The 13,981-nt window shown below is 68.4% G+C and carries 13 protein-coding genes; 4 read left to right on the top strand and 9 right to left on the bottom strand.

Annotated features, from left to right (window positions below; all coding sequences use genetic code 11):
* Window positions 1–13: 13 nt before the first annotated feature.
* Window positions 14–481: a chemotaxis protein CheW gene (locus tag AC07U0_RS00995; RefSeq protein ID WP_494718172.1), complete on the bottom strand. Its 468-nt coding sequence runs from the start codon at window positions 479–481 to the stop codon at window positions 14–16.
* Window positions 481–3,351 carry a hybrid sensor histidine kinase/response regulator gene (locus tag AC07U0_RS00990; RefSeq protein WP_494718171.1) on the bottom strand — a complete coding sequence of 957 codons (2,871 nt, stop codon included), beginning with the start codon at window positions 3,349–3,351 and terminating at the stop codon, window positions 481–483. Before AC07U0_RS00990 ends, AC07U0_RS00995 begins: the two co-directional genes overlap by 1 nt.
* A gap of 169 nt (window positions 3,352–3,520) precedes the next feature.
* Here AC07U0_RS00990 and AC07U0_RS00985 point away from each other — a divergent pair, with 169 nt between their 5' ends.
* Genes AC07U0_RS00985 through AC07U0_RS00970 form a run of 4 tightly spaced genes read left to right on the top strand, consistent with a single transcriptional unit; the run spans window position 3,521 to window position 5,280 of the window.
* Window positions 3,521–3,907 (top strand): response regulator, encoded by a 387-nt coding sequence (locus AC07U0_RS00985; RefSeq protein WP_494718170.1) that lies wholly within the window; start codon window positions 3,521–3,523, stop codon window positions 3,905–3,907.
* 2 nt (window positions 3,908–3,909) lie between these two features.
* Window positions 3,910–4,230 carry a hypothetical protein gene (locus tag AC07U0_RS00980; RefSeq protein ID WP_494718169.1) on the top strand — a complete coding sequence of 107 codons (321 nt, stop codon included), beginning with the start codon at window positions 3,910–3,912 and terminating at the stop codon, window positions 4,228–4,230.
* A 7-nt stretch (window positions 4,231–4,237) separates the two neighbouring features.
* Window positions 4,238–4,807: a response regulator gene (locus AC07U0_RS00975; RefSeq protein ID WP_494718168.1), complete on the top strand. Its 570-nt coding sequence runs from the start codon at window positions 4,238–4,240 to the stop codon at window positions 4,805–4,807.
* Window positions 4,804–5,280 carry a hypothetical protein gene (locus AC07U0_RS00970; protein ID WP_494718167.1) on the top strand — a complete coding sequence of 159 codons (477 nt, stop codon included), beginning with the start codon at window positions 4,804–4,806 and terminating at the stop codon, window positions 5,278–5,280. The genes AC07U0_RS00975 and AC07U0_RS00970 overlap by 4 nt, the downstream gene beginning before the upstream one ends.
* On the opposite strand, the gene AC07U0_RS00965 is transcribed toward AC07U0_RS00970, so the two are convergent.
* The 7 genes from AC07U0_RS00965 to AC07U0_RS00935 form a co-directional block, all read right to left on the bottom strand.
* Window positions 5,277–6,110: an enoyl-CoA hydratase-related protein gene (locus tag AC07U0_RS00965; protein ID WP_494718166.1), complete on the bottom strand. Its 834-nt coding sequence runs from the start codon at window positions 6,108–6,110 to the stop codon at window positions 5,277–5,279. The genes AC07U0_RS00970 and AC07U0_RS00965 overlap by 4 nt on opposite strands.
* Window positions 6,111–6,196: 86 nt before the next feature.
* Window positions 6,197–6,577: a MerR family transcriptional regulator gene (locus tag AC07U0_RS00960; protein WP_494718165.1), complete on the bottom strand. Its 381-nt coding sequence runs from the start codon at window positions 6,575–6,577 to the stop codon at window positions 6,197–6,199.
* Between the two features lie 26 nt (window positions 6,578–6,603).
* On the bottom strand, window positions 6,604–7,929 hold the full coding sequence (locus AC07U0_RS00955) for an MFS transporter (RefSeq protein ID WP_494718164.1): 1,326 nt from the start codon (window positions 7,927–7,929) through the stop codon (window positions 6,604–6,606).
* A 49-nt stretch (window positions 7,930–7,978) separates the two neighbouring features.
* Window positions 7,979–9,232, bottom strand: a complete 1,254-nt coding sequence (locus AC07U0_RS00950) for a serine hydrolase domain-containing protein (protein WP_494718163.1) — start codon at window positions 9,230–9,232, stop codon at window positions 7,979–7,981.
* Window positions 9,225–9,995: a TetR/AcrR family transcriptional regulator gene (locus tag AC07U0_RS00945; protein WP_494718162.1), complete on the bottom strand. Its 771-nt coding sequence runs from the start codon at window positions 9,993–9,995 to the stop codon at window positions 9,225–9,227. Before AC07U0_RS00945 ends, AC07U0_RS00950 begins: the two co-directional genes overlap by 8 nt.
* Window positions 9,996–10,057: 62 nt before the next feature.
* Window positions 10,058–11,608: an AMP-binding protein gene (locus AC07U0_RS00940; protein ID WP_494719171.1), complete on the bottom strand. Its 1,551-nt coding sequence runs from the start codon at window positions 11,606–11,608 to the stop codon at window positions 10,058–10,060.
* A 23-nt stretch (window positions 11,609–11,631) separates the two neighbouring features.
* Window positions 11,632–13,797 carry a TonB-dependent receptor gene (locus tag AC07U0_RS00935; protein ID WP_494718161.1) on the bottom strand — a complete coding sequence of 722 codons (2,166 nt, stop codon included), beginning with the start codon at window positions 13,795–13,797 and terminating at the stop codon, window positions 11,632–11,634.
* Window positions 13,798–13,981 lie beyond the last annotated feature (184 nt).

The following is a 13,981-nucleotide window of genomic DNA, read 5'->3' as shown; positions in this document are numbered from 1 at the left end:
CTCGGATGAAGGGTCAGGCTGCGAGAGGGGCGGTGAGGGCGGGCAGGGCGAGCACGGCCGCGATGTCGAGGACCAGCATCAGGTCGTCGTCGAGGCGATAGAGGCCTGCGCACAGGGCCCGCCATTCGCTGGCCAGGGTGATCGGCTGGGGCTCCTGGGCGGCCAGGGCGAGCCACAGGACGTCGCCGACGTCGTCGACCTGAAGCGCGTAGAGCTCGCCCGCGCTCTCGACGATGACGCACATATGCGGCTGGTCAGCCTCGCGCGGCGTCATGCCGAGGCGGCGGCGCATGTCGATGGCGGTGACGATCCGGCCGCGCAGATTCAGAGACCCCGCCACCTCCGCCGGGGCGCGCGGCACCCGGTCGATGCGCACCGGAGCGATGACGTCCTGAACGCTCAGGACCGGCGCGCCGAAGGTCTGGTCGCCGACGCGCACCGAGACCAGCCCCTGAACCCCGTCTGTCGTCGGCTGGCTCATCAGGCGGCTCCGCGCATTAGATTGTCGTCGAGGTCGTTCAGCAACTGATCGCGGTCGAGATCGGCTTCGAGACTGTCCAGCCGGTCGCGCGCCTCCATCCGATAGGCGCCGAGGCCCAGCAGGGGCGTCGCATGCCAGGCCGAGGCTTGCCCCAGGGTGTGCGCCAGTTGCCGGGCGCCGGGCGCGCCGGGCGTGGTGTCGGCCAGGATCAGGTCATAGACCGCGCCCCCGTCATGCAGGGTCAGGGCGTCGTGAGCGCTCGCCGCCACCTCGACGCCATAGCCCGCCTGGGCCAGTAGCGGGCCGAGCAGCAGGCGGGTGAAGGGGCTCTGGTCCACGACCAGGATGCGCCGGTCGCCGGTCTTCAGCGCGGGGGCGGCGACAGGGGAGGGCTCCGTCAAAGTCACCCCCGCGCCGCGTCCGTAGAAATCGAGGTCGATCAGCTCCGTCGCCTGACCCGCGACGATCAGGCTGCCCGCCGCGCCCGCGCCCGCGCCGCCCAACTGGGCCATGGCCGGACCTTCGACGATATCGACGATCTCCTCCGCCAGAACGCCGAAACCGGTGGCGCCCCGGGCGAAGACCAGCAGCGGGCGGCGACGCGTTTCCTCAGCCTCATCCTCGATCCGGACCGGTTTGCCGTCGCAGCCGACCACCGGCATCAGGGCGCCCCGGTACTGGATCACCGATCGGCCGTCGACGTGTTCGATGCTGGCGCAGTCCAGGTCCTCGATACGCGCCACGCTGTCCAGCGGGGCCGCCTTCAGCGCCTCCTCGGGGGTCTTGAAGACCAGCAGGGTGCGGGTCTCGCCCGACGCCTCCGCCCCGGCCTCGGGTGCGTCCTCGGCGCCGTTGACCAGATGGCCGGCGCCCGCCTCCAGCGACATGCCCTTGAAGTCCAGGATCATGATCACCGAGCCGTCGCCCATGATCGTCGCGCCGGAATAGATCTTCAGATGGCGCAGCACCGAGGCCACCGGCTTGACCACGATCTCCTCGGTGTCGAACACCCGGTCGACGATGACGCCGAAGGTGAAGGCGCCGATGCGGGCGACGACGATACAGGCGTCGGCGCGCGGGTCCTCGCGCTCCTCCAGTCCCAGCAAGGCCTGCAGCGAGACCAGCGGCAGCAGCCTGTCGCGCAGCCTCAGCACCCAGGCGCCGTTGATCTCCTCGATGCGGCGGGCGGGCTGACTGTCTTCGCGTTCTGGCGCGCCTTCCGCCTCATCCGACAACGGACCGGCGCCGGTGCTGACCAGTTCGATGATGCTCGACTGGGGCATGGCGAACCGTTCGCCGCTGGCTTCGACGATCAGGGCCGAGACGATGCTCAGCGTCAGCGGGATGCGGATGGTGAAGCGGGTGCCCTGGCCTTCGACCGAGGCCAGTTCGATGGCCCCGCCGATCTTCTCGATATTGGTGCGCACCACATCCATGCCGACCCCCCGGCCCGAGACGGCGGTGACCTGATCGGCGGTGGAGAAGCCGGGGGCGAAGATCAGCTGGCGCGCCTCGGCGTCGGTCATGGCCGCGGCCTGGGCCGGGGTGATCAAACCCGCCGAGAGGGCCTTGGCGCGGATGGCCTCGGCGGGCAGGCCGCGCCCGTCGTCGGACATCTCGACCAGGATGGCGCCGCCCTCGTGCCGCGCCTGCAGCAGGATGCGGCCGGCGTCCGGCTTGCCCGCGGCGCGGCGGCGTTCGGGCGTCTCGATGCCGTGGTCCGCCGCGTTGCGGATCATATGGGTCAGGGGGTCCTTGATGAGTTCGAGCACCTGCCGGTCCAGCTCGGTCTCCTGACCCTGCATGACCAGTTCGATCGACTTGCCGAGGTCGGCGGCCAGGTCGCGGACCAGTCGCGGCAGCTTGGCCCAGGCGCCCGAGATCGGCTGCATCCGGGTCGTCATCACCCCTTCCTGAAGTTCGCTGGTCACCTGGTTGAGCCGGTTCAACGGCCCGGCGAAGGCGCTCTCCGGATCGGTCCTCAGGGTCTGGATCAGCTGGTTGCGGATCAGCACCAGCTCGCTGACCACGGTCATCAGGTTTTCCAGCACCTCGACATTGACCCGGATCGACTGGCTGTCTGCAGAGGACGGGGTTTGGGGCGCTGCATCCGTGCGCTGGGTTGCGGCGAGTGCAGGGGCGGGCGGCGTCAACACCCGGTCCACGGCCTCCGCCTCGGCTTCCAGTTCCAGCAGGGCCTTGCGGATCGCGGCTGTGATGCGTCCCGCAGCATCGACCGCCAGCCCGGGCAGGGCGGCGCCCAGTGTTGAGGGGAAGTCGCCCGATCCGCCGCGGGCGATCGCGCACAAGCCGTCCCTCAGGGCGGACTGCACCCGGTCAGCGTCCAGCGTCCCAAGAATGGCCTGAACCTCGGCGTCGGCCGTCAGGGCGAACAGAGCCCCCTCGCAGGCCGCATCCAGCGTCGCCTCTCCGCCCAGCTGTTCCAGCATGGGGCGCGCAGTCGTTTTCGGTTCCGGCGCAGCCTCGACTGCCGTTCCCGCGAAGATGGCGTCCAGCGCCGCGATCAGCCGGGCGTCGTCTCCGCCCGGCTCTTCTCCGTGCACGGAAAGGTGGTCCACGATCTCGCGGATCACGTCCAGCACGTCGAGAATGGCCGAGACCGCGGCGGGCGTAACCGCCAGTGTCCCGTCGCGGAATCCGCCCAGCACATTCTCGGCCGCATGGGCCACGCCCTGAAGCCGCGACAGGCCCAGAAAGCCGCTGGTCCCCTTCAGCGTATGGGCCAGACGGAAGATCTCGCCCAGCAGGGCCGGGTCGTCCGGCGCCTGCTCCAGCCGCACCATCTTCGAATCGAGCGCTTCCAGCCCCTCGAGAGCCTCAGCCACGAAATCCCTGACGACCTCGTCCAACGGATCACCCTGTCGCAAGCCCGGATGGCCGGGCCAGCAACCATGGCGCGAACAGGGTTAACCGGAAGTTACAACTCTAAACTGTGCAAATTCGTCGTTAACGCAACCTTAGAGTGTGTCGCTTCACCTTCCATCCGGGCCGGGAGGGCCGGGAGAGGGAGCAGGGACCATGGCGGTCGACAAGACGATGAATGTCCTGGTGGTCGACGACTACCGCACGATGATCCGGATCGTCAGGGGGCTGCTGAACCAGCTCGGTTTCCACAATGTGGACGACGCCGCCGACGGCGACACCGCCTTCCAGATGATCAAGGCCAAGTCCTACGGTCTGGTCCTGTCCGACTGGAACATGCAGCCGACGACCGGGCTGCAGCTGCTTCAGCGGGTGCGGGCCGACGACGAGGTCAAGGCGACGCCCTTCGTCATGGTCACCGCCGAGGCCAAGACCGAGAACGTCGTGGCGGCTCGTCAGGCGGGGGTGAACAACTATGTCATCAAGCCCTTCACCCTGGCCGTGCTCAAGCAGAAGCTCAGTTCCGTCCTGGGCGAGATCTGACCGTGACCCGGTCCGATTTCCTCGCCGAGATCGCCGTCATTCGCGACGTTTTGGATACCGCCGCCCAGACCCTGCTGTCCCTGTCGGAACGGGGGCTGGACCTGGCCCAGGCCCAGTTCGTCGATGCCGCGGCGATTGAAACGACCTTTCTGGAGGTGCTGCAGGCCTGCGCCTTTCAGGATCTGGTCGGTCAGAGGCTGGAGCGGCTGGCGGCTTCGGCGACGGGCCGCGTCGAGACCCGCGCCGACGCCCATCTGCTGAACGGCCCGGCCGCCCAAGGCCTCGACCAGGCGGCGACGGACCGCCTGATGCAGGTCGAGTGAGGGCGTCGTGCCGCTGTCCGGAACGCGCCTGGGCCTCCGCGACGTCGACCCCCTGGTCGTGGACGACAATCCGCAGTCGACGGAGCTCCTCGGCGCCATCCTGATGGGCTTCGGCATCAGCCGGCCGACCAAATGCCACAGCGTGGAGGCGGCCCGCGAGGTTCTGCTCACCCGCCGCTTCGATCTGGTGATGGTCAACTGCGAGATGGTCGAGGAGGACGGCTTCACCCTGGTCCGCGAGATGCGGGCTGATCGCCAGGGGCCGAACGCCTGTACCCCCGTCCTGATGCTCAGCGCCTCGACGCCCGAGTCCAAGGTGGTCCGCGCCCGCGATTCCGGCGCCAACTTCACCATCGCCAAGCCGGTCTCGCCGATGATCCTGCTGGAGCGGATGCTGTGGATCGCCCAGAGTCGCCGGGCTTTCATCGACACGCCCGGGTATCAGGGCCCTGACCGCCGTTTCCGCACCGAGCCCCTGCCGCCGGGGGTCTATGAGCGCCGCGCCGAGGACCTGCGCATCACCGCGACGCCCGACCGCGCCCTGTCGCAGGACGAGATCGACGGGCTGTTCACATGACCCAGGTCAGCTTCACACCGCCCAACCGTCTGGCCCGCATCCTGACCGCGACCGACGCGACCACGGTCGAGGCTCTGGCCCGCCACGCCGAGGCGCGGGTGGAGGCGATCACCCCGGCCATCGCCATCCGGCTCGGGCCCCTGATCGCCGACCTGCTGGCCGCCTGCCGCCGACCGGATGCGGCCATCCAGTCCGACGCCCGGGCCGTGCGCCGGCTCGCCCTGTCGGTCGCCGAGACCGCGGCCGTCGCCCGCCGCAACGATCTGGTGCCCCTGACCATCGACCTGTGCGACCTGCTGGACGGCTGGATCGACTGCGGCTGCTGGCGCGTGGGCGCGGTCACCGTCCAGGCGGAGGGGCTGGCCCTGCTGTTCCTTGACCGGTCGCTGGCTCCGGCCGATCAGGCGCGGCTGCTGGCCGGGCTGGCGGCCATGACCTCGGCGATCACGCGTTCGGTCCGCCGCGCCGCCTAGCCTTCGGAGCCGGGCGTGACGAGAGGCGCGAGCGCGGCGAAAGCCGGCGTCTCCTTCGTCCGGCGCGCCTGGATGGCGGTCAGGATGTCGGACGGGTTCCACAGCGAGCCCTGCATGATCGCCACCCACTCCAGCCCCTCGGCGACGGTGTGGTCGCGCGCATAGGTGATCGCGGCCTTCGACCCGGTGACGGCCAGCGGGGCCTTGCCGGCGATGGTCTTCGCCATCTCCAGCGCCGCTGCGACCACGGCCCCGGCGTCCGGCAGAACCGCATTGACGAAGCCCAGCCGCTCGGCCCGGTCGGCGGTCAGGCTGGTTCCCAGATAAGCCAGTTCGCGCACCACCCCTTCGGGCAGGATTTTGGGCAGGCGCTGCAGGCTGCCGACGTCGGCCATCATGCCGATGTTGATCTCCTCGATCCGGAACAGGGCGTCGGCGGAGGCCAGCCTCAGGTCGCAGGCCGAAACCATGTCCAGCCCGGCGCCCACGCAGGCGCCGTGCACAGCCGCGATCACCGGGAAGCGCGCCTTCTCCAGCGCCGTCAGGGCGTCCTGCAGATCGCGCACCGCCTGATGGAAGGCCTGCCGCTGGGCCGCCGTCTCGGCCGGCAGGATGGCGCCGCTGGAGAAGACGGAGATGTCCATCCCGGCACAGAAGTTCCGGCCCTCGCCGGAGATCACCAGGGCATGGACCTCGCCGGTCCGGTCCAGCGCCGCGATGGCGGGGCCGAAGCCGCGCCAGAAGCTCATGTCCAGCGCGTTCGACGCCTCCGGCCGGGTCAGGCGCAGATGGGCGACGGCGCCCTCACGGGTGATCTCGAAGGCGGCCATGGCGGATCCTCATCCAGCGGCGTCTCTGACGGACGCCCGGACCCTTCCTTCCACCGCCGCACGTCCCCGGCAAGGGTCACCTAAGGTCAGGCCGCGCTGAGACTTTCGTGAACGGCGCCCGTTCCGGCGAGCGCGACCTGCACCTCACGCAGCCGCTCGCCGAGTTCCGCCGCCTTGCGCTCCAGCGTCTGGCGCAGCCGCTCGGCGCGGTCGGTATCGGACGAGGCCTGATCGATCACCGCGCGGATCTCGACGACCGGGACATCCAGCCGCCTCAGCAAGACGATCATCGCCGCCATCTCGCACTGATGGCCAGTGAACAGCCGCGCCCGGTTGGCGGTGCGGAACGGCCGAAGAAGGCCGATCTCTTCATAGTATCTCAGGGCTCTGAGGCTGGTCCCCGTCATCTCCGCGAGGCGGGCGATACCGACGACGGCGAGCGCGGGATTCACACTGGAATGGCTCATCGTCGTCGGCTCCGGGGAGAGGGGGATCAGGCGGGCGTTTCGGCCTCGGCCTTGCGCGGCGCATTGGCCATGGCGACCCAATAGCCGCCCAGCGAGATGAAGCCGGTCACGACGCCGAGCCAGGTCAGGGAGATGCCCATCCCGGACGGTCCCGAGAAGTGGGAGGCCATGCCCACGACGATGGCGCCGGTGATCGGCCCGCCGACCACGGTGGCGACGATCTTGAGCGCGGCGATGCTGGTGGCCCGTTCCTCATTGGGCAGCAGGACGGCGATGGCGGCCGTGTTGACCAGGTTGACGATTGCGCCGCCGGTCAGCAGGGCGAACAGGACCCAGGCGAAGCCGGAGACGGTCGGCATGATCGGATAGAGGCTGGCGGGAATGCTGATGGCCGTGGCGATGACGGCGGGCAGCAGGATGGCGCCGCGCATCTTCAGCTTCTGGGCCCAGTCGGCGGTGAAGCCACCGAGGATCGAACCGACGATGCCGGCGCCGAGGATCACCAGACCCACCCAGCCGCCGAACTGGCCGGGCGACTGGTGGTACTGGCGCACCAGGATCGAGCCCATCCAGAGCGCCGCGGCGCCCTCGGCCAGGCCGCCGGCGAAGTTGCCGATGAGCAGTGGGCCCAGGAAGCCCTTGCGCTTCCAGAAGGCGCGCAGGGTCGGCATCAGGGCGACGCTCTGTTGCTCGACCTCATAACGTTTCGGTTCGCGGATCAGCAGCAGAGGCAGGGTCAGAAGGGCGGCGCCGATCCCCACCAAAAGATGGGTCGCACGCCAGGGCGCCATGCCGGCGAGGAAGGCGGCCGGATGGGCTTCCAGATAACCGAACAGGGTGCCCCCGATGGCGAAGGCCGCGGCGACGCCGCCCCAGGCGCCGATCGAGAGCAGCAGCATCGAGCGGCCGCGCTTCTCGGGCATGCAGACGTCAGCCAGCAGGGAGACGACGACCGGGAAGGCGGTGCCGGCGCCGATGCCGGCGATCAGGCGGGCGGCGAACAGGCCGTAGAAGCCGGTGACGAAGGCGGTGGCAATGGTGCCGATGGCCCAGAGCGAGGCCAGGACCACTAGCATCCGGTTGCGCGTCCTGTGGTCCACCCACCAGGCGATGGGCAGGGCCAGCAGCGCCGTCGGAATGGCCCCCGCTGTACCCACGATCATGGCCAGCTGGACGTCGGTCATATGCAGGTCGAGCTTGGCCGCCTCCTGCAGCGGGGCCAGCAGACCGCCGACGGTCAGGGCCGTGAACAGGGTCAGGGTCAGGAGCCAGACGACGCCCCATTTGGTCTTGCGGAACTCCGCGGGCGGCGAGGCGGGGACCTCGGCGTCGTCGGCGGTGACGGTGGTCATTGTCGTTTCCTCGAAAGCGGACCTTGGGGTCCGTCTGTTGTTCGCGAAGTCAGAGGTGTGGCTGTGTCAGGGCCGCATAGGTGAAGGTGCGGGCCTTGGCGCGGAACTCGCCGGAGATCGGATCGGCGAACCGCTGGATCAGGCCGACGAAGATCAGGTCATTCTCGGGGTCGATCCAGAACCAGGTTCCGCCCATGCCTCCCCAGGCCAGGGTCCCGCGGCCCTCGACCGAGCCCAGCCGGCGCGGATCCTTCATGACCGAGAAGCCCAGGCCGAAACCGAACGCCGGGTTGAAGGGCAGGAGCCGCAGGGGATGGCTGGTCGCCAGCACGGCGTCCGGAATGACGTTGGTCGACATCAGCTCGACCGTGACCGGGGCCAGGATGCGCACGCCGTCCAGCTCGCCCTTGTTCAGGATCATCTGGGTGAAGCGGGCGTAGTCGCTGATCGTCGAGACCAGTCCGCCACCGCCATCCTCGAAGGGGGGAGGGGCGATGAAGGGATTGATCGGGGCGTTCAGGACCTCGGTGACTTCCTTCAGCCCGCCCTGGGCGTCGTCCTGATAGAAGGTGACCAGGCGATGGGCCTTGTCCGGTCCGGTCTGGAAGCCGGTGTCGACCATGCCCAACGGGCCGAAGATCCGGTCCTGCAGGAAGTCGCCGAACGACTGGCCCGAGATGCGGCTGACGATGACGCCGAGAATGCCCGAGGCGATGGAGTAGAACCACTCGCCGCCCGGCTGGAACATCAGGGGCTGGGCGGCGACCTTGTCGACGAAGGCCTGGGCCCCGTCCGGACGGGCGATCCCTTCGGCGAAATAGGCGCGCTCCAGCGGATGGTAGTCGGGGAACAGGCCATAGGCGAAGCCGGCGGTGTGGCTCATCACCTCGCGCAGGGTCGGAGGGCGTTTGGCGTCCTCGATGATCATCCCGCCGTCGGGGCCGACGCCGGCGCAGACCTTGAGGGTCTCGAACTCGGGAATGAATTTGGTCACCGGATCGTCGAGGAGCCAGTGGCCCTCCTCGAACAGGATCATCATGGCCGTCGCCGCGATCGGCTTGGTCATCGAATAGATGCGGAAGATGGCGTCGGGGCTCAGGGGCTGGTCGCCGCCCAGCACGGCGGAGCCGTGGGTCCGATGCGCCACCACCTTGCCGTGGCGCAGGATCAGGGTGGAGACGCCGGCGACGCGGCCCGCCTCGACCATCTCGGCCATATAGTCGTCCAGGCGTCCCAGTCGGGCGCTGTCGAAGCCCAGGTCCTCGGGACGGGCCGCGACGGGGAAGCCGGCGACATCAGCCATTGGGTGTTCCTGCTTTTCGCTCGGCGGCGCGGGTTTCGCAGATCGCGAGGAAGCCGCCGGCCATGAATTTGGCCATCCGCGCCTTGATGGCCTCGAAGTCGTCGGACTGGCACAGGCCGCCCGACAGGTGATCGATCCGGCCGGTGCGCGCCAGGCTCAGAGTCAGGGCGCCGGTGACGAAGTGGTAGCCCCAGAAGATGTCTTCCTCGGCCGCGTCCGGCATCGCCTTCTTGAGCAGGTCGATGAGCTGCAGGACGACGGGGTCGAAGTTTTCCCACATCACGGCGGCGCCCCAGGCCGGGGTGTTGTTCAGCTGGCCGCCGAGGGCGCCGTAGTTCCGCCAGCCCTCGCCGCCCTCGATGTAGAGGTCCAGGTCGGTGTCCAGAAACGCACGCAGCGACCCCTCGACCGTGGGATGATCGCCGGTCTCCTCGGCATAGCGCGTCATGGCCTCGACCCGGCGGCCGATGGTGATCGGCGCCTTTCGACGAACGACCTGAAGGAACAGATCCTGTTTGTCTTCGAAGTAGTAGTGCATCAGCGAGGTGTGGACGCCGACCTTCTGGGCCACGTCCTTCAGCGTCACGCCATACAGGCCGTGCTGCGAGAACAGCTCCTCGGCCGCGTCCAGCATCTGCTCCAGGCTCTCGGCGCGCTGTTCGGCCTTGGACCGGCCCTTGGGGCGCGGTGCAGTCTTTGCGGCCGCGGCCTTGGAGGTCTTCGCCTTGGCGGCGGGCTTGGCGGCGGCTTTGGCGGTCGTCATGGCGCGGGTCTCGAATTCGGGCGGCGGCGCCCGATTCGCGAGCGGCCTGTAAGGATCGATCGTCATCCTAAGGCCTGCCCGTAGTCCGCGCGAAGCCGCGTCTTGTCGATCTTGCCGGTGGCGGCCAGGGGCATGGCCTCGACCTGCACCACGCGGTCCGGAATCCACCAGTCCGCGACCTTGCCCTTGAGCGATTTCAGCAGGGCGCCGTCCTCGACCGCATGGCCCTGACGTGGCTCCACCACCAGCAGGGGGCGCTCGCCCCATTTGTCGTCGACCCGGGCGATGACGGCGACCATGCCGACCGACGGATCGGCGCCGATGATCTGCTCGATGTCGACCGGGTTGATCCACTCGCCGCCCGACTTGATCAGGTCCTTGGAGCGGCCTGCGAGCGTCAGGGCGCCGCCCTCATCAATAATGGCCAGGTCGCCGGTGTCGAACCAGCCGTCGGCATCCAGCGCCGGAGCCGCGGCCTTGAAATACTGGCGCGCCACGCTGGGTCCCTTGACCTTCAGGTGACCCACGACGCCGCGCTGCTCTGGGAGGGCTACGCCGTCGGCGTCGGTCAGCAGCATGTCCAGACCCATGGCCGGACGGCCCGAGGCCAGTGCGACCTCGTCGGGCGGCGACAGGGTGCCCATGGGGGACAGTTCGGTCATGCCCCAGCTGGTCTGGACGCGGACGCCGAGACGATCCTCCATGCGGCGGATCAGGCTCTCGGGCGCGCCTGCGCCGCCGAGGATGATGCGCTCCAGCGTCGGAAGCTGCAGGTCGTTGGCCTCGACATGGTCCAGCAGGCCGATCCAGACGGTCGGCACCCCGGCCGTGACCGTCACGCCCTCGTCCCGGATCAGGCGGGCCAGACTGGCGCCGTCCATCAGCCGTCCCGGCAGGACCAGGGTCGAACCGACCGAGGGCGCCGAGAAGGGGAAGCCCCAGGCGTTGGCGTGGAACATCGGCACGGTGATCAGGGCCACGTCCGACCGCGACAGGGCCAGACAGTCCGACTGCAGCGAGCGGATGGTGTTCAGATAGTTGGAGCGGTGGGTATAGAGCACCCCCTTGGGTGCGCCGGTCGTGCCCGAGGTGAAGCAGAGGCCGGCCGGCGTCTGTTCGTCGAACCCGCCCCAGGCCGGCCGCTCGTTCGACCCCTCGATCATCGCCTCGAGGTCGAGGTCGTCGCCCTCCAGCGGATCGCCGTCGAGGATGATCAGGTGTTTGAGGCTGGGGCAGCGCGCCATCAGGGCGCGTCCGACCTCGCCCAGACCCGAGCCGACGGCCAGGACCTTGTCCTCGGCCTGATCGATCATCGAGGCCAGGTGGTCGGCGGTCAGGCGGGGATTGAGGGTGTGGCAGACCATGCCGACCCCCATGGTCCCGTACCACATTTCGAGATGGTGCCGGGTGTTCCAGGCCAGGGTCCCGACCCGGTCCCCGGGCCGCAGGCCGAGGCCCAGGAGGGCGCCCGACAGCCTGCGGCTCCGGTCCAGCGTTTCGGCATAGGTCTTCCGGGTGACCCCGCCCGGATCGGCCGAGATCACCTCGACCGACCCGTGCCATTTGGCGGCGTGGACCAGGAACTTGTCCACGGTCAGCGCATACTCCTGCATCGACCCCACGCCGCCGTACTCCACTAGAAGTTCTTCGTCAGACGGAGGCCGTACTGACGCGGCGCGCCGGCGTAACGCAGGCCCGCCTTGATCGAGGCGACGTATTCAAGGTCCGTCAGGTTGGTCGAATAGGCCTGAAGCCTCCAGTCGCCCGTGTCGTAGGTTAGCTGGGCGTTGACGATGTCGCGTTCCTTCAGCTTGTCGCCGAGGGCCTCGTTGGCGAAGATCGTCGTCCAGGTCTCGGAGATGTGGCTGTAGTCCACACGCGGCGTCAGGGTCGCATTGCCGATCTGGAAGGCGTATTCGGCGCCCAGGCTCACCGTCAGCTCCGGCGCATAGGTCTGGGCGTTGCCGGCCAGATTGATGCAGTTGCCGCTGGTCGGGCCGGTGTTCTGATCGCACGCCCCGGTCCGGGCCCGACGCGGGTCGGCGCCGTAGAAGTCACCCAGTTCGGAGTGTGAGACCGACAGGCCGGCGTCGAAGCCGAAGCCGCCGAACCGTCCCTGGGCCGAGGCTTCCAGACCGTAGATCTTGGTGTCGCCGGTGACGTTCAGGATCGAGGTGATCGAGGCTGTCGTCGGGTCGCCGATGATGATCTGGAAGTTTTTGTAGATGTCATAGTAGGCGCCCAGCTGGGTGCGCAGGTGACCGCCGAACAGGGTCGCCTTCCAGCCCGCTTCGAAGTCGTCCACGTCCTCGCCGTCGAACGCCTTGGGCGGCACGAAGGCCAGGTTCGGACCGTTCAGGCCGCCGGCCTTATGGCCGCGGGCGTAGAAGGCGTAGAGGAAGTTGTTGTCGTCGAGCGTCCAGTTCAGGGCGATCTTGCCGGTGAAGGCGTCTTCCTCGTAGCGGTCGTTCTGGACCAGAGCCAGGCCCAGCAGGGGCGCGGCGAACTTGGCGTTATTTTCCACCGTCGACTTGGTGTAGCGACCGCCCACCTGCAGTTCGAGCGCGTCCGTCAGGTCATAGCTGATCTGGCCGAAGCCGGCCGCCGTGGTCTTGGGGTTCTCGCCGTCCAGGATGGTGTCGTAGAGGATCGGCAGGGTCGGGGCGACGTACTGGGTCGTGACGAACTGGCCGGGCGGGAAGGTGATCAGGTCGTCCTGGTAATAGGCGCCCAGAACCCACTTCAGGCGGCCGTCATCCGGCGACACGAGGGTAAACTCCTGCGACAGCAGCCGTTGTTCGACCTTGTCGTAGAAGGTGAAGGGCAGGGTGGCCGTGCCATCGAGGTCCGAGCGGACCATGGTGGTGCCGTACTGGGCGCCCGAGATCGACCGGAGGGTGATGCCGTTGGCGAACTCGTAGCTGACGTTCAGCACCGTCCGCGCGGTTTCGTCCTTGGCGGCGTACGGCCCGTTCGTCGCGATCGTGTGCAGCGGCAGGGTCGAGTTGTAGGGGCTGGCCGGATAGCCGCCCATGTCGTTGATCGTGTAGTCGCTCTTGAGCAGGACCCGGAGATTGTCGGTCGGCGTCCACAGCAGGCTGCCGCGCACGCTCTTGGAGTCCAGCACGCCCGGACGGCCACGCGACGGCGTGCCGATGACGTCATAGAAGCTGTCGCGGTTCTCGCTGTTGAAGGCGAGGCGGGCGGCCAGGGTGTCGGAGAGCGGCAGGTTGATCGCGCCCTGCAGGCGGACGTCATTGTAGTTGCCGTACTGGGCCGTGACATAGCCGCCGAGGCCGCCGAAATCGGGATTCTTCTCGGTGATGAAGACCGCGCCGCCGGTGGCGTTCTGACCGGCGAAGGTGCCTTGCGGACCGCGCAGCAGCTCCAGGCTCTGGATGTCGAAGAACGGCTCGTTCTGGAAGTAGGCGGGGAAGACCGCCACGCCGTCGCGATAGGTGATGACGCCGACGCCGATCGAGGAGCTGTTCTCGGTCTTGCCGATACCGCGGACGTTGAAGCTGTTGCCCTGGCCGGAGTTCTGCACCGTCACCGACGGCATGGAGAACTGCAGGGTCTCGATATTGGTGACGCCCTTGCTCTGCAGTTCCTCGCCGCTCATGACGGAGGCGGCGACAGCGGTCGTCTGCAGGTTGGTGGTGCGTCGTTCGGCGGTGACCACCACGTCGCCCAGGGTCGTGGCCTGGTCTTCAGGGGCGGTCGGTTGGGCCTGTTGGGCGTGAGCAGCGCCGCACCACAGCAGCGCGGCGACGGACGTCGAAATCCAGAGCTTCCCAGTCATGGGTCTAGCCTCCCTCGGTTTGCATTTCCTCGGCGATCTGCGTCGCCATGACCCGGAACGTCACACCGAAATTCGGTTTCGTCAACGCTCATTCAATCGCGAGTGAAGATTTGACGTTTGCTGCATTGCGGGAGCAGACTGGCCTCTCAACCGACGCGGGCGAAGACCCGGGCGGCCAGGATGG

It is taken from the genome of Brevundimonas sp. GW821-FHT02A10, from assembly GCF_059422025.1.
The sequence above is the reverse complement of the archived record's forward strand: the minus strand, read 5'-3'. Positions and strand labels throughout refer to the sequence as shown.